Origin of the sequence: Kitasatospora sp. NPDC127035, from assembly GCF_042726075.1 — a bacterium.
Taxonomy (GTDB): Bacteria; Actinomycetota; Actinomycetes; order Streptomycetales; family Streptomycetaceae; genus Kitasatospora.
Genome location: NZ_JBHXDN010000024.1, coordinates 97,282 through 118,659, shown reverse-complemented (window position 1 = coordinate 118,659; position 21,378 = coordinate 97,282). Strand labels below are relative to the sequence as shown.

At 73.2% G+C, this 21,378-nt stretch carries 16 protein-coding genes; 9 read left to right on the top strand and 7 right to left on the bottom strand.

What is annotated here, in order from left to right:
* On the top strand, nt 1–532 hold a 532-nt coding region (locus ACFWIC_RS18885), incomplete at its 5' end, for an IS30 family transposase (RefSeq protein ID WP_380519469.1).
* A gap of 90 nt (nt 533–622) precedes the next feature.
* On the opposite strand, the gene ACFWIC_RS18880 is transcribed toward ACFWIC_RS18885, so the two are convergent.
* From ACFWIC_RS18880 to ACFWIC_RS18865, 4 genes are all read right to left on the bottom strand, one after another.
* Nucleotides 623–1,690 carry an FAD-dependent oxidoreductase gene (locus ACFWIC_RS18880; protein WP_329951498.1) on the bottom strand — a complete coding sequence of 356 codons (1,068 nt, stop codon included), beginning with the start codon at nt 1,688–1,690 and terminating at the stop codon, nt 623–625.
* A 137-nt stretch (nt 1,691–1,827) separates the two neighbouring features.
* Nucleotides 1,828–2,766 (bottom strand): RNA polymerase sigma factor SigJ, encoded by a 939-nt coding sequence (gene sigJ, locus ACFWIC_RS18875; RefSeq protein ID WP_380353949.1) that lies wholly within the window; start codon nt 2,764–2,766, stop codon nt 1,828–1,830.
* Between the two features lie 195 nt (nt 2,767–2,961).
* A complete protein-coding gene (locus tag ACFWIC_RS18870) occupies nt 2,962–4,860 on the bottom strand; it encodes an ABC transporter ATP-binding protein (protein WP_329885200.1) in 1,899 nt (632 codons plus the stop codon).
* Between the two features lie 224 nt (nt 4,861–5,084).
* Entirely contained in the window at nt 5,085–6,818 is a 1,734-nt protein-coding gene (locus ACFWIC_RS18865; protein WP_380519466.1) for an ABC transporter ATP-binding protein, read from the bottom strand.
* Between the two features lie 339 nt (nt 6,819–7,157).
* Here ACFWIC_RS18865 and ACFWIC_RS18860 point away from each other — a divergent pair, with 339 nt between their 5' ends.
* Both ACFWIC_RS18860 and hemW read left to right on the top strand, forming a co-directional pair.
* A complete protein-coding gene (locus tag ACFWIC_RS18860) occupies nt 7,158–9,080 on the top strand; it encodes an AMP-dependent synthetase/ligase (protein ID WP_380353952.1) in 1,923 nt (640 codons plus the stop codon).
* A 57-nt stretch (nt 9,081–9,137) separates the two neighbouring features.
* Nucleotides 9,138–10,367: a radical SAM family heme chaperone HemW gene (hemW, locus tag ACFWIC_RS18855; protein ID WP_380519464.1), complete on the top strand. Its 1,230-nt coding sequence runs from the start codon at nt 9,138–9,140 to the stop codon at nt 10,365–10,367.
* 50 nt (nt 10,368–10,417) lie between these two features.
* Here the strand turns inward: hemW and ACFWIC_RS18850 are convergent, their stop codons facing one another.
* Genes ACFWIC_RS18850 through htpX form a run of 3 tightly spaced genes read right to left on the bottom strand, consistent with a single transcriptional unit; the run spans nt 10,418 to nt 12,811 of the window.
* Nucleotides 10,418–11,245 carry a DUF3097 domain-containing protein gene (locus ACFWIC_RS18850; protein ID WP_380519462.1) on the bottom strand — a complete coding sequence of 276 codons (828 nt, stop codon included), beginning with the start codon at nt 11,243–11,245 and terminating at the stop codon, nt 10,418–10,420.
* Between the two features lie 30 nt (nt 11,246–11,275).
* A complete protein-coding gene (locus ACFWIC_RS18845; RefSeq protein ID WP_329885177.1) occupies nt 11,276–11,860 on the bottom strand; it encodes a hypothetical protein in 585 nt (194 codons plus the stop codon).
* A 30-nt stretch (nt 11,861–11,890) separates the two neighbouring features.
* Entirely contained in the window at nt 11,891–12,811 is a 921-nt protein-coding gene (htpX, locus tag ACFWIC_RS18840) for a zinc metalloprotease HtpX (protein ID WP_329885178.1), read from the bottom strand.
* Nucleotides 12,812–13,070: 259 nt separating this feature from the next.
* Here htpX and hrcA point away from each other — a divergent pair, with 259 nt between their 5' ends.
* The 6 genes from hrcA to ACFWIC_RS18810 all read left to right on the top strand — a co-directional run bounded on the left by hrcA (nt 13,071) and on the right by ACFWIC_RS18810 (nt 21,168).
* Entirely contained in the window at nt 13,071–14,105 is a 1,035-nt protein-coding gene (hrcA, locus tag ACFWIC_RS18835; RefSeq protein WP_329885179.1) for a heat-inducible transcriptional repressor HrcA, read from the top strand.
* A gap of 75 nt (nt 14,106–14,180) precedes the next feature.
* Complete coding sequence (gene dnaJ, locus ACFWIC_RS18830; protein ID WP_329885180.1) at nt 14,181–15,317, top strand: molecular chaperone DnaJ; 1,137 nt, start codon at nt 14,181–14,183, stop codon at nt 15,315–15,317.
* A 90-nt stretch (nt 15,318–15,407) separates the two neighbouring features.
* On the top strand, nt 15,408–16,157 hold the full coding sequence (locus ACFWIC_RS18825) for a 16S rRNA (uracil(1498)-N(3))-methyltransferase (RefSeq protein WP_329951502.1): 750 nt from the start codon (nt 15,408–15,410) through the stop codon (nt 16,155–16,157).
* A 128-nt stretch (nt 16,158–16,285) separates the two neighbouring features.
* Nucleotides 16,286–19,561, top strand: a complete 3,276-nt coding sequence (locus tag ACFWIC_RS18820) for a S41 family peptidase (protein ID WP_329951503.1) — start codon at nt 16,286–16,288, stop codon at nt 19,559–19,561.
* 325 nt (nt 19,562–19,886) lie between these two features.
* Nucleotides 19,887–20,240: a histidine triad nucleotide-binding protein gene (locus ACFWIC_RS18815; protein WP_329885184.1), complete on the top strand. Its 354-nt coding sequence runs from the start codon at nt 19,887–19,889 to the stop codon at nt 20,238–20,240.
* A gap of 4 nt (nt 20,241–20,244) precedes the next feature.
* Nucleotides 20,245–21,168 carry a ribonuclease Z gene (locus ACFWIC_RS18810; RefSeq protein WP_329885185.1) on the top strand — a complete coding sequence of 308 codons (924 nt, stop codon included), beginning with the start codon at nt 20,245–20,247 and terminating at the stop codon, nt 21,166–21,168.
* Nucleotides 21,169–21,378 lie beyond the last annotated feature (210 nt).

Here is a 21,378-nt window from a genome sequence, read left to right as displayed (position 1 = left end):
CCCTTGGGGCTTGCTTGAGCCGTGTGCGGTGAACAGCTGCTTGCACGGTTCTGAGGGGGCGGGGACGCAGCAATGCGTCCCCGCTACCCGACTGATCATCGGCAAGGACGGGAAGTCCGCGATCGGCACCCTGGTGGAGCGCGCGACCCGCTACGTGATGCTCCTGCACCTGCCGGGCGACCACGGCGCCGAGGCCGTCCTCGACGCCCTGACGGCCACCGCCCGGACCCTGCCCGGACACCTCAAGCGGTCCCTCACCTGGGACCAGGGCAGCGAGATGGCCAGGCACCGTGACTTCACCCTCGCCACCGACATCCCGGTCTATTTCTGCGACCCGGCCAGCCCCTGGCAGCGCGGCTCGAACGAGAACACGAACGGCCTGCTCCGGCAGTACTTCCCCAAGGGCACCGACCTGTCCGCCCACACGCCCGAGCACCTGGCCGCCGTCGCCGACCAGCTCAACCGCCGCCCACGCAAAACGCTCGGCTGGGAAACCCCAGCCGAGCGTCTGGCTAAACTCCTCGCGGCCTAGACAACCGACCGCGTGTTGCAACGACCGCTAGAAACCGCCTGACGTCCCGGGCCCCTCGGGCGTTCCGGGGTGCTTCAGGTGCGGTTCGGTTCAGCGCAGCGACATGACCACGCCGTTGACGATGGCCGCCTTGATCAGCCGTCCGGTGAGGCCGGTGAGGACGGAGGTCCGCATCGAGTCGTCGCCGTGGATCAGCTGGACCATGCCCTCGCGCCGTCCGAGGCTCAGGCACTGCACGGCGTACCGGAACGCGAACGGCTTGTCGGTGCGTCCGGCGAGGACGTTGCCGAGGTAGCGGCCCATCGGCTGGGCGGTGGCGCAGCCCATCCGCAGGGTGCCGGTGCCGGGGACGGTGACCTCGGCGGCGTCGCCGATCACGTACACGTCGGGGTGCGAGACCGACCGCAGGTGGCCGTCGACGACGGCCCGGCCGGTCGGGCCGACGGTGAGGCCGGCCTCGGCGGCGAGCGGGTGCGGTTCCATGGCGGCGGCCCAGACGACGAGGTCGGCGGGGATCCGGCCGGCCGTGGTGGTGAGGCCCTCGGGGTCGACGGCGGTGACGGTGTGGTGCTCGTGGATCTCGGCGCCGAGTCCGCGGAGCACGGTGTGGACGTGGCGGCGGCCCTTGGCCGAGAACCAGCCGCCGACCTGGCCGGCGGCGACGATCCGGACCTTCCACCCGGGGTGGGCCTCGGCGAGTTCGGCGGCCAGTTCGATGCCGGTGGCGCCACCGCCGACCACGGCGAGGGTGCCGGGCCGTTCGGCGGTGCGCAGCCGTTCGGCCACCTCGCCGGCCCGCTCGACGCCGTAGGCGTGGTCGGCGGCGCCGGGGACGCCGTGCCAGGCGGTCCGGCTGCCGAGCGCGTAGACGAGGGTGTCGTAGGCGACGGCGTCGCCGTTGTCGAGGAAGACCTTGCGGGCGGTGAGGTCGAGCCGGGTGGCGCGGGCCGGGAGGTGCCGCACGCGGCGGCCGCGCAGGACCTCGGCGACGGCGGGCCGGTGTTCGGGGTGGCCGGCGGCGGTCTCGTGCTGGCGCACGCGGTGCAGGAAGCGGCTCTCGGGGGCGATCAGGGTCACGCGGTCGCGCTTGCCGGCCCGGGTCGCTGCGGTGAGACCCGCGTAGCCGGCGCCCAGTACGACGATCTGCTTCTCGGTCATGTCGTCCCGCTCCTTCGCGGCGCCCGGGGGCGCCCTCTCGCGGCGTCCCCGGGGTTGCCGGGAGCGCTTCTGCGCGTGTTCGAGAAGGGGACGACGCGGCCGGGCGGACTGTGACCGTGATCTGCGTCACGGGAAGGTCAGGAGGCTGCCACGTTCAGGTGGGCGAGCTTCTCCGGGTTGACGACGGTGTACGCCTCGGTGATCCGGCCGTCGGTGACGGTGAACGCGATCACGCCGCCGACCAGCCCGGGCTGCGGGTACCAGATCACCCCGGGCTCGCCGTTGACCAGCGCGAAGCCGAAGCTCCAGCCGGGTGCGAGGAACTTGGCGGCCAGGCCGCGGACGAGCCGGGAGACCTTGTCGGCGCCGAACACCGGGCGGGCGCCGGCGGTGACGATGCCGCCGCCGTCGGAGTGCCAGACCACGTCGGGGTCGAGGACGGCCAGCAGGCCCTCGATGTCGCCGCGGGCGGTGGCGGCGGCGAACGCCTCGACGGCCTGCCGGTGCTCGGCCGGGTCGGCGGTGGACCGGCGGCTGCCGGCCTTGACCCGGCGGCGGGCCCGGGAGGCCAGCTGGCGGGCGGCGTCGGGGGTGCGGTCCAGCGAGGCGGCGATCTCGTCGAAGCCGACGGCGAAGACGTCGTGCAGCACGAACGCGGCGCGCTCGGCCGGGGTGAGCTGTTCCATGACGGCGAGCAGCGCCATCGAGACGGACTCGCCGAGTTCGGCGACCTCGGCGGGGGAGGCGGGGGCGTCCTGGTACGAGACGGCCGGTTCGGGCAGCCACTCGCCGAAGTAGGCCTCCCGGCGGGCGCGGGCGGAGCCGAGCTGGTCGTAGCAGAGGCGGGTGACGACCGTGGTGAGGAAGGCGCGGGGGTCGGCGACGGCGGAGCGGTCGACCGAGCGCCAGCGAAGCCAGGCTTCCTGGAGGACGTCCTCGGCGTCGGTGAACGAGCCCAGCAGCCGGTAGGCGACCGACCCGAGGTAGCGCCGGTTCACCTCGAAGGGGTCGGACGGCGGCTGGTCGGGCCCGGTGGCCGGGGCGTGCACGGTCGCGGTCGACGGGTCGTCACTCACGGGCCCTACCGTAGCGCCGGTCGTCGCGATCATGAAGACCCGACCGGGGCGGGAAACGCCGGCCCGGCCGTCCGGACGCGCGGCCACCGGGTCGGCCCGGACACCCGGACACCCGGACACCCGGACGCGCGGGAGCCCGGGGCGGTACGGCCGTCGGGCCGTCCTCCCCGGGCTCCCGCCCGGCGTCCGCCGGGGTCATTCCCGCTCGGCGACCGCTTCGGCGAACTGCGCCTTGTAGAGGCGTCCGTACGCCGCGTCGGCGGCGATCAGCTCGTCGTGCGTGCCCTGCTCGACGATCGAGCCGTTCTCCATCACCAGGATCACGTCGGCGTCCCGGATGGTGGAGAGCCGGTGGGCGATCACGAAGCTGGTGCGGCCGCTGCGCAGCCGGGCCATGGCGCGCTGGATGAGCACCTCGGTCCGGGTGTCGACCGAGCTGGTCGCCTCGTCGAGGACGAGGATCGACGGCTGGGCGAGGAAGGCCCGGGCGATGGTGATCAGCTGCTTCTCGCCGGTGCTGACGCCGGCGCCGTCGTCGTCGATGACGGTCTCGTAGCCGTCCGGCAGGGTGCGGACGAAGCGGTCCACGTGTGCGGCCCGGGCGGCCTCGACGACCTGTTCGCGGGTGGCGCCGTCGGCGCCGTAGGCGATGTTGTCGGCGATGGTGCCACCGAACAGCCAGGTGTCCTGGAGGACCATGCCGATGCCGGAGCGCAGGTCCTCGCGGGACATGGCGGCGATGTCCACCCCGTCGAGGGTGATCCGGCCGGAGCTCACCTCGTAGAACCGCATCAGCAGGTTGACCAAGGTGGTCTTGCCGGCGCCGGTCGGGCCGACGATGGCGACGGTCTGACCGGGTTCGACCTTGAGCGAGAGGTCCTCGATGAGCGGCTTGCCCGGGTCGTAGCGGAACGCGACGTCCTGGAAGACGACCCGGCCGCGCAGGGCGTCGGGGCGTTCCGGCATGGCCGGCTCGGGGGTCTGCTCGGGCGAGTCGAGGAGTTCGAAGATGCGCTCGGCGGAGGCGACGCCGGACTGCACCAGGTTGGCCATGCTGGCGACCTGGGTGAGCGGCTGGCTGAACTGCCGGGAGTACTGGATGAACGCCTGGACGTCGCCGATGGACAGCGCGCCGGTGGCCACCCGCAGACCGCCGACCACGGCGATCAGCACGTACTGCAGGTTGCCGATGAGCATCATCGCGGGCTGGATGATGCCGGAGATGAACTGGGCCTTGAAGCTGGCGGCGTACAGGGCCTCGTTGTGCTCGCGGAAGGTGGCCGCGGACTCCTTCTGCCGGCCGAAGACCCTGACCAGGGTGTGGCCGGTGTACATCTCCTCGATGTGGGCGTTGAGCTGCCCGGTGGACCTCCACTGCTGGACGAACTGCGGCTGGGCGCGCTTGCCGACCCGGGTGGCGACGACGACGGAGAGCGGTACGGCGATCAGTGCGATCAGCGCGAGCAGCCAGGAGATCCAGAACATCATGGCGAGCACGCCGACGACGGTGAGCAGCGAGTTGATCACCTGGCCGGTGGTCTGCTGCATGGTCTGGCTGATGTTGTCGATGTCGTTGGTGACCCGGCTGAGCACCTCGCCGCGCGGCTGCTTGTCGAAGTAGCTGAGCGGCAGCCGGGCGAGCTTGGCCTCGGCGCTCTGGCGCAGCCGGTAGCCGGCCCGCTGGATGGCACGCGCGGCGAGCCGGCCCTGGACGACGCCGAAGACGGAGGACGCGACGTAGATCGCCAGGACCCAGAGCAGGATGCTGCCGATGGCGTCGAAGTCCATGCCCTGGCCGGGGGTGAAGTCGACCGAGGAGAGCAGGTCGGCGATGTCGGTGTCGCCGCGTCCGCGCATGGCGTCGACGACCTCCTGCTTGGAGGCCCCGGCGGGGAAGCGGCCGCTGACGACGCCGGCGAAGATCAGGTCGGTGGCGTGGCCGAGGATCTTGGGGCCGATGACGGCGCAGCCGATGCTGAGCACGCCGAGGGCGAGGACGCCGGCGATCAGGGCGCGCTCCGGGCGGAGCAGTTTGAGCAGGCGTTTGCCGGAGCCCTTGAAGTCCATGGACTTCTCGGCGCCCTGGCCGCCCATGAAGCGTCCGGGGCCGGCCGGGCCGCGGCGGGCGGCGGCGGCCTGGGAGTCGCCGGCGGCCTTCGGGGGCCCGCCGGGGCCGCCCCTGCCGGGGCCACCAGCGCCACCAGGACCGCCGGGACCGCCGGGACCGCCAAAGCCCCCGGGACCTCCCGGGCCTCCGGGACCTCCCGGGCCGCCGGCGGGCGACTTCTTCGGGTCCGGCGCGGGCTTGTCGGGCGTGGTCACGCCGCCTCCTGCTCGGTGAGCTGGGAGAGCACGATCTCCCGGTACGTCGGGTTGCCGGCCATGAGTTCGCCGTGGGTGCCGCTGCCGACCACGGCGCCTTCGTCGAGGACGATGATCCGGTCGGCGTCGCGGATGGTGGAGACGCGCTGGGCGACGATCACCACGGTGGCGTCGGCGGTCTCGCGTGCGAGGGCCTTGCGCAGCCGGGCGTCGGTGGCGTAGTCGAGCGCGGAGAAGGAGTCGTCGAAGAGGTAGATGTCGGGCCGCCGGACCAGGGTGCGGGCGATGGCCAGGCGCTGGCGCTGGCCGCCGGAGACGTTGCCGCCGCCCTGGGCGATCGGCGCGTCCAGACCTTCGGCGAGCTGTTCGACGAACTCCTTGGCCTGGGCGATCTCCAGGGCCTTCCAGAGTTCCTCGTCGGTGGCGTCCGGCCGGCCGTAGCGGAGGTTGCTGGCCACGGTGCCGGAGAACAGGTAGGGCTTCTGCGGGACCAGTCCGACACTGTCGGCGATGGTCTCGGGGGCGAGTTCGCGGACGTCGACGCCGTTGAGCAGGACCTGGCCCGTGGTGGCGTCGAAGAGCCGGGGGACGAGGCCGAGCAGGGTGGACTTCCCGCTGCCGGTGGAACCGATGACGGCCGTGGTCTCGCCCGGGCGGGCGGCGATGTCGATGCCCCGCAGGACGGAGGCCTCGGCACCGGGGTAGCGGAACTCGACGTCGCGCAGTTCGAGGTGGCCGCGGCGGAGCACCTCGGTGACGGGCTCGGACGGCGGGACGACGCTGGAGCCGGTGGTGAGCACCTCCTGGATCCGTTCGGCGCACACCTCGGCGCGCGGCACCATCATGAACATGAAGGTGGCCATCATGACGCTCATCAGGATCTGCAGCAGGTAGGAGAGGAAGGCCGTGAGAGCGCCGATCTCCATGTCGCCGCTGTCGATCCGGTGGGCGCCGAACCAGAGCACGGCGACGCTGGAGACGTTCACGACCAGCATCACGCTGGGGAACAGGTAGGCCATCAGCTTGCCGACCTGGAGCGAGACCCCGGTGAGGTCCTCGTTGGCGCCGGCGAACCGGGCCTGCTCGTGGTCGTCCTTGACGAAGGCCCGGATGACCCGGATACCGGTGATCTGCTCGCGCAGCACCCGGTTCACGGTGTCGATCTTCTCCTGCATGCTGCGGAAGCGCGGGCGGAGTGCCCGCACCAGCACGATGACGACCGCCCCGAGGGTGGGCACGACGGCGAGCAGCAGGCCGGAGAGCGGTACGTCCTGGTTGAGAGCCATGATGATGCCGCCGATGCACATGATCGGCGCGGCCACCATCATGGTGAAGGACATCAGGACCAGCATCTGGACCTGCTGGACGTCGTTGGTGGTCCGGGTGATCAGCGAGGGGGCGCCGAACTGGCCCATCTCGCGGGAGGAGAAGCTCTGCACGCGGTCGAAGATGTCGGCCCGGACGTCCCGGCCGACTGCCATCGCGGTGCGTGCGCCGTAGTAGACGGCGCTGATGGCGCAGAGGGTCTGGAGCACGGTGATGCCGATCATCACCGCGCCCACGCGCAGGATGTATCCGGTGTCACCCTTCACCACGCCGTCGTCGATGATGTCGGCGTTGAGCGTCGGCAGGTAGAGCAGGCCGAGGGTGGAAATCAGCTGGAGCAGCACCAGCAGGGTGATCGGTCGGGTGTACGGGCGAAGGTACGCCCTGAGCAGTCTGATCAGCACTGGCTCACTCTTGTCGTCGGCGGCGGCTTTGGCATCCCAATTCTCGTTCTTCGGCGGGCTCGTTCAGGCCATTCCCGCCAAGCGAGCCGGATCTTTGTCCAGCCCTTTGCCGAACGTTCCGGTGGGCGGGGTGGTGCCGTGCACCGGGGGATCGGGAGGGTGCCAGCTGGCCGCTCCCTCTTACGGAATGACCGGTTTCCCCCTAGGCTGCTGATTGCCCCCTTGTTACTCACCGGTACCGGCCTGGTTGCCGAAGGGGGTCGGTGACCGCCCCCACGGACGCCGCGACAATCCCTCAGAGCCTTCCCTCAGACGGCCACCCGCTCCCGGAGGTCCTCGTTGAGTTCCGCGCACTCCCTGATCGACTCCGGCCGCGCCGACATCGTCGCCGGGCGTCCTGCCTCCGTCGCCCACCTGTTCCTGGAGCGGGTCGCCGCCACCCCGGGCGCCGAGGCCTACCGTTACCCGGCCCCGGTGGACGAGCAGGCGGCGGACAGTGCCCCGGGCGCCGAGCAGTGGCGTTCGGTGACCTGGGCGCAGGCCGCGGCCCGGGTGTACGCGGTGGCGGCCGGCCTGCTGTCGCTGGGCATCCGTTCGGAGGACCGGGTCGCCCTGTCCTCCTCCACCCGGCTGGAATGGATCCTCGCCGACCTCGGCAACATGTGCGCGGGTGCGGCGACCACCGCCGTCTACCCGAGCACCAACGCCGACGAGACCGCGTTCATCCTCTCCGACTCGGGCTCCCGGGCGATGTTCGCGGAGAACGCCGTGCAGCTGGCCAAGGTGGTCGCCGAGCGTGAGCGGCTGCCCGAGCTGCAGACCGTGATCCTGTTCGACGCGCCGGCCGAGACCCCCGACGCCGCCGGGCTCAAGATCGTCACCCTCGCCGAGCTGGAGCAGCTCGGGGCCGACTACCTGGCCGAGCACCCGGGCGTCGTCGAGCGGACCGTCGCCGCGCTCGACAAGGAGCAGCTGGCCACCCTCATCTACACCTCCGGCACCACCGGCCGTCCGAAGGGCGTGCGCCTGGTGCACGACTGCTGGGCGTACGAGGGGAGAGCGCAGGAGGCGAGCGGGCTGCTGGCCGCCGACGACGTGCAGTTCATGTGGCTGCCGCTGTCGCACGTCTTCGGCAAGACGCTGATCTCGGGGCAGATCGCCACCGGCCACGTGATGGCCGTGGACGGCCGGGTCGAGCGGATCATCCACAACCTGCCGGTCATCCGGCCGACCATCATGGCCTCGGCGCCGCGCATCTTCGAGAAGGTCTACAACGGCATCGCCGGCAAGGCCCGGGCCGAGGGCGGCGCCAAGTACAGGATCTTCCTGTGGGCCGCCCGGACCGCCCGCGAGTACGCCCGGACCGCCCAGGCCAACCGGATCGCCACCGGCAGCGACCGCGTCCCGTTCGCCCTCGGCCTGAAGCACTCGCTGGCCGACCGGCTGGTGTACGCGAAGATCCGGGCGGCGTTCGGCGGGCGGCTGCGCGGTGCGGTCTCCGGCAGCGCCGCGCTCGCACCCGAGATCGGGTACTTCTTCGTCGGCGCCGGGGTGCCGATCCTGGAGGGCTACGGCCTGAGCGAGACCAGCGCCGGTTCGAGCGTCAACCGGGCGGAGGACATCCGGGTCGGCACGGTCGGCCGCCCGCTGCCCGGCACCGAGGTCAGGATCGCCGAGGACGGCGAGATCCTGCTGCGCGGCCCCGGCATCATGCGCGGCTACCACAACCTGCCGGAGAAGACCGCCGAGGTGCTGGAGGCCGACGGCTGGTTCCACACCGAGGACATCGGAGAGCTGTCGGCGGACGGCTTCCTGCGGATCACCGACCGCAAGAAGGACATGTTCAAGACCTCCGGCGGCAAGTACGTCGCGCCCAGCGAGGTGGAGGGCAAGTTCAAGGCGGTCTGTCCGTTCGTCAGCAACATCCTGGTCATCGGCAACGGCCGCAACTACTGCACCGCGCTGATCGGCCTGGACGAGTCGGCGATCATGCCGTGGGCCGCCGAGCGCGGCCTGGCCGGCAGGTCCTACACCGAGGTGGTCGCCGACCCGCAGGTCCACCAGCTGATCGACGGGTTCGTGCAGCGGCTCAACGCCGACCTCCAGCGCTGGCAGACGGTGAAGAAGTTCCACCTTCTGCCGCGCGACCTGGACGTCGAGCACGGTGAGCTCACCCCGAGCCTGAAGATCAAGCGGCCCGTGGTCGAGCGCGAGTACGCGGACGCCGTCACCGCGATGTACGCGGGCAGCAACGAGGCCTGACCGCCGCCGTCCCGTACGGACCGGAGGACCACCCGGGCCGTACGGGACAATGGGGTCATGCCCTCCGCACTCCCCGACGGCGAACCGGTGCCGTCCGACGGTTCCCTGCCCGCATCCGCGCTCGACGGACTCGGCTCCCGGCCGTTCGGCTTCTACCTGCACGTGCCCTACTGCGCGAGCCGCTGCGGCTACTGCGACTTCAACACCTACACCGCCACCGAGCTGCGCGCCTCGGGCACCGTCGCCTCCCAGGAGACGTACGCCGACAACGTGGTGGCCGAGATCCGCCACGCCCGGAAGGTGCTGGGCGGTGCCGACCTGCCGGTGCGCACCGTCTTCCTCGGCGGCGGCACCCCCACGCTCCTGCCCGCCGGCGACCTGGTGCGGATGCTCGCCGCGATCCGGGAGGAGTTCGGGCTCGCCGACGGCGCCGAGGTGACCACCGAGGCCAACCCGGAGTCGGTCGACCCGGCCTACCTCGCCGAACTGCACGCGGGCGGCTACAACCGGGTCTCCTTCGGCATGCAGAGCGCGCGGCCGCACGTCCTCCAGCTGCTCGACCGCCACCACACCCCCGGCCGCCCCGAGGCGTGCGTCGCCGAGGCCCGCGCCGCCGGCTTCGAGCACGTGAACCTCGACCTGATCTACGGCACCCCCGGCGAGTCCGACGACGACTGGCGGGCCTCCCTGGACGCCGCGATCGGCGCCGGGCCGGACCACGTCTCCGCGTACTCGCTGATCGTCGAGGACGGCACGAAGCTCGCCGCCCGGGTCAAGCGCGGCGAGCTGCCGATGATCGACGACGACGTGCACGCCGACCGCTACCTGATCGCCGAGGAGGCGCTCACCGCCGCCGGCTACTCCTGGTACGAGGTCTCCAACTGGTCCACCACCCCGGAGGGCCGCTGCCGTCACAACGAGCTCTACTGGACCGGCGGCGACTGGTGGGGCGCCGGCCCCGGCGCCCACAGCCACGTCGGCGGCGTCCGCTGGTGGAACGCCAAGCACCCCGCCGCCTACGCGCAGGCCCTCACCGGGCACCGCAGCCCCGCCCAGGGCCGCGAGCGGCTCACCGCCGAGGACCGCCGGGTCGAGCGGATCCTCCTGGAGCTGCGCCTCGCCGAGGGCATCCCGCTGGACCTGCTGACGGACACCGGCCTGAAGGCCGCCCGGCAGCACCTCGCCGACGGCCTCCTCGACGCCGGATCCCACTCCGCGGGCCGCGCCACCCTGACCCTCCGGGGCCGCCTGCTGGCCGACGCGGTCGTGCGTGACCTGGTGGACTGATCTTCGCTGGCGCCGACACCGCCGACTTCCGGACGTACGCCTGACGCGCCTCAGTCCGGCAGGGTGACGAAGTCGATCAGCTCCTCGACCCGGCCGAGCAGCTCCGGCTCCAGGTCCCTGTAGGAGTCCACCGAGGCGAGGATCCGCTTCCAGGCGGCGGGGGTGTCCACCGGCCAGCCGAGACGGCGGCAGACGCCCTCCTTCCACTCCTCGCCGCGCGGGACGGCGGGCCAGCCGGGGATGCCGACACTGGACGGCTTCACGGCCTGCCAGACGTCCACGTAGGGGTGTCCCACCACGAGCACGGCCTCGCCGGTGACCCGGGCGGCGATCCGGTGCTCCTTGGTGCCGGGCAGCAGGTGGTCCACCAGGACGCCGAGACGCCGGCCGGGGCCGGGGGCGAAGTCGGCGACGATCGCGGGCAGGTCGTCGATCCCCTCCAGGTACTCGACCACCACGCCCTCGACCCGCAGGTCGTCTCCCCAGACCCGTTCGACCAGCTCGGCGTCGTGCCGGCCCTCGACGTAGATCCGGGACCCGCGGGCCACCCGGGCACGGGCGCCGGGCACCGCGACCGAGCCGGAGGCGGTCCGGCCGGGCGTGCGCGCGGGGGCCGGCCCGGTGGGCCGGACCAGGGTGACCACATGCCCCTCCAGCAGGAAGCCGCGCGGGACCAGCGGGAAGACCCGGTGCTTGCCGAACCGGTCCTCCAGGGTGACGGTGAACCCCTCGGCGGTCTTCTCGCAGCGCACCACCGCCCCGCAGAAGCCGGTTTCCGCCTCCTCGACCACGAGGTCCCGCTCGGCGGGCACCTCGGGGGCGGGCTGCTGCCGCTTCCACGGCGGGGTCAGGTCGGGTCCGTACCGGCGGCTGTGCATGCAGCGACTATAGGGAAGACGGACGGAGGGTCAGAGCCCTGGCGCGCCCCAGACCGGGAACCAGCGGGTGAGGTCCTTCTCCAGCCGCAGGTCGTTCCCGAGCAGGGCGTTGACCTGCAGTTCCAGCGGGCTGTCGCGCTTCTCCCCGCCGCCCGCCGCCGGCGCGAAGGGGTAGAAGGTGCCGCGCTTGTACAGGTAGACCAGCGCCAGCGGCCGGCCCCCCTCGTCGCGGAAGGCGACGAGCGAGCAGAGCAGCTGCGGCCCGAAGCCGTTCGCCTCCAGCTCGCTGTTGACCGCGTGCAGGTCGTTGACCAGCTCCGGCAGTTCCCCGGGAGCGTGCCGGGCCAGCAGCCAGGAGTAGCCGTACGCGTCCTTGGACGCCTCGACGGGGACGCCGCCGCGCTCGGTGTCGGCGTCCAGGAGGGCCCGGACCTGCCGTTCGACCTCGCCGAAGGCCCCGCCCTCCACGGAGGCGAAGCAGACCGACCCGACCCCGGTGGGCCGGAAACCGGCCGCGGCCTCCAGGGTGATCGCGGCGGACGGCACGCCGAACAGCTGGTCGAGGTCGGGCCGCACGGGCTTGGTGCGGCCGAACAGGGCGTCCAGGATTCCCACGGTGGTCCCTTTCCCGGAGGAGGAGGCGGTTCAGTGGCCGAGCCGGGTGGAGATCTCGGCCAGCTGCTCCAGCCGCTGCTCCAGCGTCGGGTGGGTGGAGAGCAGCCGGCCGGCGGTCTCCCGGGCGCTCAGCGCGGGGGCGAAGTAGAAGGCGTTGTAGGCCTGCGCCTGGCGCAGGTCCCTGGTCGGGATGGCGGCGATCTGGCCGGTCACCTTGGTGAGCGCCGAGGCCAGCGCGCTGGGACGGCCGGTGAGCTGGGCGGCGGCCCGGTCGGCCGCCAGCTCCCGGTAGCGGGAGAGCAGCCGGGTCAGCAGGAAGCTGATCGCGTACACGACCACCGACACCAGCGGGACGATCAGGGCGGCGATCGCGGCGTTGGAGTCGTTGCTGTTGCGGCCGCCGCCCATGAACCCGCCGTACATGGCGATCCGGGTCATGGCTCCGGCGAGGACACCGAGGAACCCGGCGACGGTCATCACCGCGACGTCCCGGTGGGCGACGTGGGACAGCTCGTGGGCGAGCACGCCCTCCAGTTCCTCCGGCTCCAGCCGGCGCAGCAGCCCGGTGGTGACGCAGACCACCGCGTTCTTCGGGTTGCGGCCGGTGGCGAAGGCGTTCGGCATGTCGTTGTCGGCGACCGCCACCCGGGGTTTGGGCATGTCGGCCAGCGCGCAGAGCCGGTCGACGGTGCCGTGCAGCTGCGGGTACTGCTCGGGGGTGACCCGGTGCGCCCCCATGGCCCGTTCGGTGATCTTGTCGCTGAACCAGAACTGGGCGACGAACAGGCCGCCCGAGATCAGGACGACGATCGGCCAGGCGCCGCGCAGCAGCACGATCAACAGCCCGGTGAATCCGACGTACAGCAGCCCGATCACGAACATCGTGCCGACCATCCGGCCGGTCAGGCCGCGGTCCGGCGCGAAACGGGAGTGCTGGCCCGAGGTCGACATCGCTGGTCCTCCGTTCGCCGTCCGCTTCCGATGCTGCCACCAGGCCGGGCCCGCGGCATCACCCGCGCGCCGCGAACTGCGGGCAGGATCACTCCGGCCGGGCCGTTCCTGCCGTCGGACCCGGGCCTTACACTGGCAGGTAGGGTCCTGGCACTCGTATGTTCCGAGTGCCAAGCCCGGTTCCTCCCGGAACGGGCGAAGCGGCTCGAAACGGACACATGTCATATCGGACAACGCGTGAAGACGGAGGTGCGTGCCCATGGCCGGTGAGGTCCGCCAGCTGGACGACCGCAAACTCGCGGTGCTTCGCGCCATCGTCCAGGACTACGTGGGGACGGAGGAGCCGGTCGGCTCCAAGGCCCTCGTGGAACGGCACAACCTCGGGGTCTCCCCGGCGACCGTCCGCAACGACATGGCCGCGCTGGAGGAGGACGGTTACATCCACCAGCCGCACACCAGCGCCGGGCGCATCCCCACCGACAAGGGGTACCGCCTGTTCGTGGACCGGCTGGCCGAGGTCAAGCCGATGAGCGCGCCCGAGCGGCGGGCGATCCGGCACTTCCTGGACGGGGCGGTCGACCTCGACGACGTGGTCGCCCGTACGGTGCGGCTGCTCGCCCAGCTGACCCGCCAGGTCGCGGTGGTGCAGTACCCCTCGCTCTCCCGGTCCACCGTGCGGCACATCGAGCTGGTCGCGCTGGCCCCGGCCAAGGTGATGCTGGTGCTGATCACCAACACCGGCCGGGTCGAGCAGCGGATGGTGGACTGCCCCGGGGCGGTGGGCGAGACCGTCCTGGCCGACCTCCGGGCCCGGATCAACGTGCGGGCCGCCGGACAGCGGCTCCCCGAGGTCCCGGGACTGCTGGAGGACCTTCCCGCGCAGTTCGAGGCGGGGGACCGGCCGACCGTCGCGACGGTCCTGGCGACGCTCTTCGAGGCGCTCGCCGAGCAGAACGAGGAACGGATCATGCTGGCCGGCACGGCCAACCTGACCCGTTTCGGCCACGACTTCCCGTTGACCATCCAGCCGGTGCTGGAGGCACTGGAGGAACAGGTCATCCTGCTCCGCCTCCTGGGTGAGACCGCGGACGCCGGGATGACGGTCCGGATCGGGCGTGAGAACGCCTACGAGGGCCTCAATTCCACCTCCGTCGTCTCGGTCGGTTACGGTTCGGGCGACGAGAGCGTGGCCAAACTGGGTGTGATCGGTCCGACCCGGATGGACTATCCGGGCACAATGGGGGCGGTGCGAGCGGTGGCACGGTACGTGGGCCAGATCCTGGCCGAGTCGTAGGAACGGCCACCGTCAGGACCCTGACGGTGGTTCCAGTCGCAAGCACTTCTACAGGCGGAACAAGCGGAGCATTTGGTGGCCACGGACTACTACGCGGTACTCGGCGTCCGACGGGATGCGGGGCAGGACGAGATCAAGAAGGCGTTCCGGCGCCTGGCACGCGAACTGCACCCGGACGTCAACCCGGACCCGAAGACGCAGGAGCGGTTCAAGGAGATCAACGCCGCCTACGAGGTGCTCTCCGACCCGCAGAAGCGCCAGGTCTACGACCTCGGCGGTGACCCGCTGTCGCCGAACGGCGGCGCGGGCGGCTTCGGCGCGGGCGCGGCGGGCTTCGGCTTCTCCGACATCATGGACGCCTTCTTCGGCGCCGCCTCGGGCCAGCGCGGCCCGCGGTCGCGGACCCGCCGGGGCCAGGACGCCATGATCCGGCTGGAGATCACCCTGGAGGAGGCCGCTTTCGGCACCACCAAGGAACTCCAGGTCGACACGGCCGTCACCTGCACCACCTGCAGCGGCGAGGGCGCGGCCCCCGGCACCTCCGCGCAGACCTGCGACATGTGCCGCGGCAAGGGCGAGGTCTCCCAGGTCACCAGGTCCTTCCTGGGCCAGGTCATGACCTCCCGCCCCTGCCCGCAGTGCCAGGGCTTCGGCACCGTCGTGCCCACCCCGTGCCCGGAGTGCGCCGGCGACGGCCGGGTCCGCGCCCGCCGCACCCTCACCGTCAAGATCCCCGCCGGTGTCGACAACGGCACCCGGATCCAGCTGGCCGGCGAGGGCGAGGTCGGCCCCGGCGGCGGCCCGGCCGGCGACCTCTACGTCGAGATCGCCGAGACCGCCCACACGGTGTTCCAGCGGCGCGGCGACGACCTGCACTGCACCGTCACCATCCCGATGACGGCCGCCTCGCTCGGCACCCAGGTGCCGTTGCAGACCCTGGACGGGCTGGAGGAGGTCGACATCCGGCCCGGCACCCAGTCCGGACAGTCGATCCCGCTGCACGGTCGCGGCATCACCCATCTGCGCGGCGGCGGTCGGGGCGACCTGATAGTGCACGTCGAGGTGCAGACGCCCTCCAAGCTCGACCCCGAGCAGGAGGACCTGCTGCGCCGCCTCGCGGTGCTGCGCGGTGAGGAGCGGCCGTCCGGCCAGTTCGCGCCCGGGCAGCAGGGCCTGTTCTCCCGCCTGAAGGACGCCTTCAACGGCCGCTGACGGCTCCGGCGCCCGGCACTCCGCGACCTCCGTCGCCGGGGTGCCGGGCGCCGTCGTTCCACCGCCCGACCCATTCCGGAGGAAGACCCCATGACCGCGCCCGTGTTCGTCGTCGAGACCGAGCGGATCGCCACCGCCGCCCCCGGCGTGCTGGTCCGGCTGGACGGGCCCGAGGGGCGGCACGCGGCGGCGGTGAAGCGGCTGGAGGCGGGCGAGGCCGTGACCCTGGCCGACGGGCTCGGCCTCGGGGTGGACGGCACCGTCGCGGCGGTGCACGGCAAGGACGCGATCGAGGTGACGGTGACGGCCGTCCGCCGCGAGGCCGAGCCGGCGCCCCGGATCGTCGTGGTCCAGGCGCTGCCCAAGGGCGACCGCGGCGAGCTGGCGGTGGAGACCATGACCGAGGTCGGGGTGGACGTGGTGATCCCCTGGTCGGCCTCCCGCTGCATCACCCAGTGGAAGGGCGACCGCGGCGCCAAGGCGCTCGCCAAGTGGCGCGCCACCGCGCGGGAGGCCGGCAAGCAGTCCCGCCGGCTGCGGTTCCCCGAGGTCCGCGAGCCGCTGACCACCCGGCAACTGGTCCCGGTGCTGGCCGGCGCGGCGTTCGCCGCCGTGCTGCACGAGGAGGGCGCCGAGCCGCTGGCCGGGGCCGTGCTCCCGGACTCCGGGGACCTCGTGCTGGTGGTCGGCCCCGAGGGCGGCGTCTCCCCGGAGGAGCTGGCGGCCTTCGCCGAGGCCGGGGCGAAGCCGTTCCGGCTCGGCCCGTCGGTGCTGCGCACCTCCACGGCAGGGGTGGCGGCCGGGGCCCTGCTGCTGGGCCGCACCGGCCGCTGGAGCTGAGCCGACCGCACCGGGCCGTTCGAGCGGGGCGGCGGGCCGGGCGACCCCCGGATCCCCGGTCCCCCGACAGGGGGTCCTGGTCGGCGAAAACCGGGCGTGGGCCGGGCACGGGTGCCTAGGGTGGCGGTGTGAGCGAACCCGAAAGCACCCCCGCCGGCGCCTACCTGCGCCACCCGCACCTCCACGGCGACCTCCTCACCTTCGTCGCCGAGAACGACGTGTGGCTCGCCCCGCTGGACGGCGGCCGGGCCTGGAGACTGACGGCCGATCACCTCCCGGTGCGCCGCCCGAGATTCTCCCCGGACGGGCGGCACGTCGCCTTCACTTCCGCCCGCGACGGCGCACCCGAGGTGCACGTCGTCCCGGTGGACGGCGGCCCGTCCCGACGGCTGACCCACTGGGGCGACGCCCAGACCCAGCTGCGCGGCTGGACCCCGGACGGCCGGCCGATCGCCACCACCGCCGCCGGACAGGGCTCGCTGCGCCGCACCTGGGCCCACGCGGTGCCGCTGGACGGCGGTGAGCCGGAACGGCTGCCGTACGGGCCGGTCGGCGGGCTGTCCTTCGAGGCGGGCGGCTCGGGGGCGCCCCCGGCCGAAGGCGGGGGGAGGGTGCTGCTGGTCTCCGCGTTCGGCGTGGAGCCGGCCTGGTGGAAGCGGTACCGGGGCGGGCGGACCGGCAAGCTGTGGATCGGTACGGAGCGGTTCGACCGGATCCACGAGGAGCTGACCGGGAACATCGACTCGCCGCTCTGGGTGGGGGAGGCGGACCGGGCGAGGATCGCCTTCCTCTCCGACCACGAGGGCGTCGGCGACCTCTGGTCCAGCCTCCCGGACGGCACCGACCTGCGCCGCCACTCCTCCTCCCCGGACGGCTTCTACGCCCGCAACGCCGCCACCGACGGCACCCGCGTCGTCTGGCACACCGCGGGCGACCTCTGGCTGCTGGACGACCTGGCCGACGCGGCGCCGCGGCGCCTCGACGTCCGGCTGGCGGGTCCGCGCACCGGCCGCCGCCCGCGTCCGGTCCCGGCCGCGCACTGGCTGGAGACCGCCGCGCCCGACCGCACCGGCCGGGCCGGCGCCGTCGTGGTGCGCGGGACCGTGCACTGGCTGACCCACCGGGAGGGCCCGGCCCGCGTCCTGGACGAGTCGCCGGGCGTGCGCGGCCGACTCGCCCGCGTGGTGCCCGGTTCGGGCGAGGACGGCGGGCAGGGCGTGGTCTGGGTGACCGACGCCGAGGGCGAGGACGCGATCGAGTACGCCCCCGCGGTGCTCGGCACCGAGCGTCGCCGGCTGGCCGCCGGGCAGCTCGGCCGGGTCCGGTCGCTGCTCGTCTCGCCGGACGGCAAGCAGGTGGCGGTCGGCGCGCACGACGGCCGGGTCCTGCTGGTCGCCCTGACCGACGGCGTCGTGCACGAGCTGGCGCACAGCACCGACGGCGAGGTCAGCGGCCTGGCGTTCAGCCCGGACTCGGCCTGGCTGGCCTGGTCCCAGCCCGCCCTCGGGCCGTGGTCGCTGCGCCAGATCGTGCTGGCCAACCTGACCACCCGGACGGTGTCCGAGGCCACCCCGCAGCGGTTCATCGACACCTCGCCGGCCTTCACCACGGACGGCCGGCACCTGGCGTTCCTCTCGGTGCGCAACTTCGACCCGGTCTACGACTCGCACGTCTTCGACCTGTCCTTCCCGAACGGCTGCCGCCCGTACCTGATCACGCTGGCCGCCGACACGCCGTCCCCGTTCGGGCCGCGGCGGGCCGGTCGGCCGGTCGGCGGCGAGGACGACGAGCCCAAGGGCAAGAAGACGGAGGGCGAGGAGGGCACGGCCGACGCGCCGCCGGTCACCCGGGTCGACCTCGACGGCATCGCCGACCGGATCGTGCCGTTCCCGGTCGAGGGCGGCCGGTTCGGCTCGCTGCGGGCCGCCAAGGACGGCGTGCTCTGGACGCGCGTCCCGCTGGTCGGCGAGCTCGGCGACGAGGCGGCCTCGCTGGAGGACGAGCGGCCGCGCCCCACGCTGGAGCGGTTCGACCTCCGCAAGCGCCGGGCCGAGCAACTGGTGGACGGGCTGGACTCGTTCGCGGTGAGCGGCGACGGCACCCGGCTCGCGGTGCTGGACGAGGGCGAGCTGCGGATCGTGCCCGCCGACCACAAGGCGGTCGGCGAGGACGACGAGATCGAGGTCGACCTCGCCCGGCTCCGGGTGACCGTCGACCCGGCCGCCGAGTGGCGGCAGATGTTCGACGAGAACGGCCGCCTGATGCGCGACAACTTCTGGCGCCCGGACCTCGACGGCGTGGACTGGGCGGGCGTGCTGGCCCGGTACCGGCCGCTGGTGGACCGGATCGGCTCCCACGACGACCTGGTCGACCTGCTCTGGGAGGTGCACGGCGAGCTGGGCACCTCGCACGCCTACGTGCTGCCGCACGGCCTGCACACCGAGCCGGCCCGCCGACAGGGCCTGCTCGGCGCCGACCTCGTCAAGGACGGCGACGCCTGGCGGATCTCCCGGATCCTGCCCGGCGAGTCCTCCGACCCCCGGGCCCGCTCGCCGCTGGCGGCGCCCGGTGCCGCGATCCGCCCCGGGGACGCCGTCCTGGCGGTCAACGGGCGCCCGGTCGATCCGGTGACCGGCCCGGCGCCGCTGCTGGCGGGCACCGCCGGGCAGCCGGTCGAGCTGACCGTGGCCGGCAAGGACGGCACCGACCGGCGTCACCCCGTCGTCGTCCCGCTCGCCGACGAGGAGCCGCTGCGCTACCACGACTGGGTCACCGGCCGGCGGGCCGCCGTCCGGGAGCTGTCCGACGGGCGGCTCGGCTACCTGCACATCCCCGACATGCAGACCACCGGCTGGGCGCAGATCCACCGGGACCTGCGGTCGGAGATGGCCAGGGAGGGCGTGATCGTCGACATCCGGGGCAACCGGGGCGGGCACACCTCCCAGCTGGTGATCGAGAAGCTGGCCCGGCGGATCGTCGGATGGGGCATCGCCCGGGACATCGCCAGCCCGGCGCCGTACCCGGAGGACGCGCCGCGCGGGCCGGTCGTCGCGCTGGCCGACGAGTACTCGGGTTCCGACGGCGACATCGTCAACGCCGCCATCCAGGCACTCGGCATCGGCCCCGTGGTCGGCACCCGCACCTGGGGCGGGGTGATCGGCATCGACAGCCGGTACTCGCTGGTGGACGGCACCCTGGTGACCCAGCCCAAGTACGCGTTCTGGTCCGAGCGGTACGGCTGGGGCGTGGAGAACCACGGGGTCGACCCGGACGTCGAGGTGCTGTTCCCCCCGCACGCGTGGGCGGCGGGGGAGGACCCGCAGCTCGCCGAGGGCGTCCGGATCGCCCTGGCGGCGCTGGACCGGGCTCCGGCCAAGGCGGCGCCGGCGCTGCCCTGGGTGTAGGCACCGCCCGGCGGGGCGGGAGGCCGGCGGCGGGTCCGGCCTCCCGTACCCGGCCTCCCGTACCCGGCTACCCGCCCCCGCGCACCCGCCCCTGGGGGCCCGTCCCGCCGAAGGTCGGCCTGCTCACCGAGGAGCCCGGAGCCGGAGGGCACCGCCGCCGGGGTCCGCGTGGTCCGCCGGAGGCACCCGCGCGAGTACCAGCAGGCCGGGGCACGGCTCGGCTAGCATGCCGCCGTACGCCCCGACCGGCAGCGGGCCCGACGCCGGGCCCGGTTCCGGACCCGGGTCCCAGCCCCACCCCGACCGACAGCGCGAGGAGACCCCGATGGCCGGCGAGCCGCAGCCCGACTGCCTGTTCTGCAAGATCGTGGCCGGCGAGATCCCGGCCACCGTGGTGCGCAAGACCGACCGCGTCCTGGCCTTCCGCGACATCGCCCCGAAGGCGCCGGTGCACGTGCTGGTCATCCCGCACGTCCACTACCCGAACGCCGCCGCGCTGGCCGACGCCGAGCCGGAGATCGCCGGTGAGCTGCTCGCCGAGGCCGGCCGGGTCGCGGCGGACGAGGGCATCGCGGACTACCGCCTGATCTTCAACACCGGGGCCGGCGCCGGGCAGACCGTCTTCCACGCCCACGTCCACGTGCTCGGCGGTACGTCGATGACCGAGCGCATGGTCTAGCCGCGTGTCGCAGCGCGAACTCGTCGTCCTCGGCACCGCCAGCCAGGTCCCGACCCGGCACCGGAACCACAACGGCTACCTGCTGCGCTGGGACGGCGAGGGGCTGCTCTTCGACCCGGGCGAGGGCACCCAGCGGCAGATGCTGCACGCCGGGGTCTCCGCCACCCAGCTCACCCGGATCGCCGTCACGCACTTCCACGGCGACCACAGCCTGGGCCTGGCCGGGGTGATCCAGCGGATCAACCTGGACCGCGTCCCGCATCCGGTCGACGTCTACTTCCCGGCCTCCGGCGAGGTCTACTTCGAGCGGCTGCGGCACGCCACCGCCTTCCACGAGACGGCCGTGCTGCGCCCCCGCCCGATCGAGGAGTCCGGGCCCGTGCCCGCGCCCGGCGCCCGGTTCGTGCTGGACGCCGTCCGGCTCTCCCACCCCGTCGAGTCCTTCGGCTACCGGCTGAGCGAGCCGGACGGCCGCCGGCTGGTGCCGGAGCGCCTCGCCGACCTGGGCGTCTACGGTCCGGCCGTCGGCCGGCTCCAGCACCAGGGCGAGACCGAGGTGGACGGCCGGCGGGTCACCCTGGACGAGGTCAGCGAGCCCAGGCCGGGCCAGCGGTTCGCCTTCGTGATGGACACCCGGCTCTGCGAGGGCGTCCACGAGCTGGCCGAGGGCGCCGACCTGCTGGTCATCGAGGCGACCTTCACCGACGCCGACGCGCGGCTCGCCGACGACCACGGCCACCTCACCGCCGGCCAGGCCGCCAAGGTCGCCGCCGAGGCCGGTGCGCGGACCCTGGTGCTGACCCACTTCTCCCAGCGCTACCCGGACCTCGGCCAGCACCTCGCCGACGCCCGCAAGCACTTCGAGGGCCCGATCGTGCTTGCCGAGGACCTCGTGCGGGTACCAGTACCGCCCCGGCACCGCGGGTGAGGGGCCGCGCGGACCGCCAGGGCCGCGACGGCGGTCGCGGTGATGTCGGGAGCGGCCCGTGAACAGCACGGAAAACCGCTCGCGCCGCCTCCCGATCTGCCGGAGCATCGTCGCGTGCGGCCCCGCCGCCCGCCGCGGCGATCACGTCCGCGGCGTACCCTGGTGCCCCGGAGAGACCGAGCGGCACCCACGAGACACGGATGGGATGAG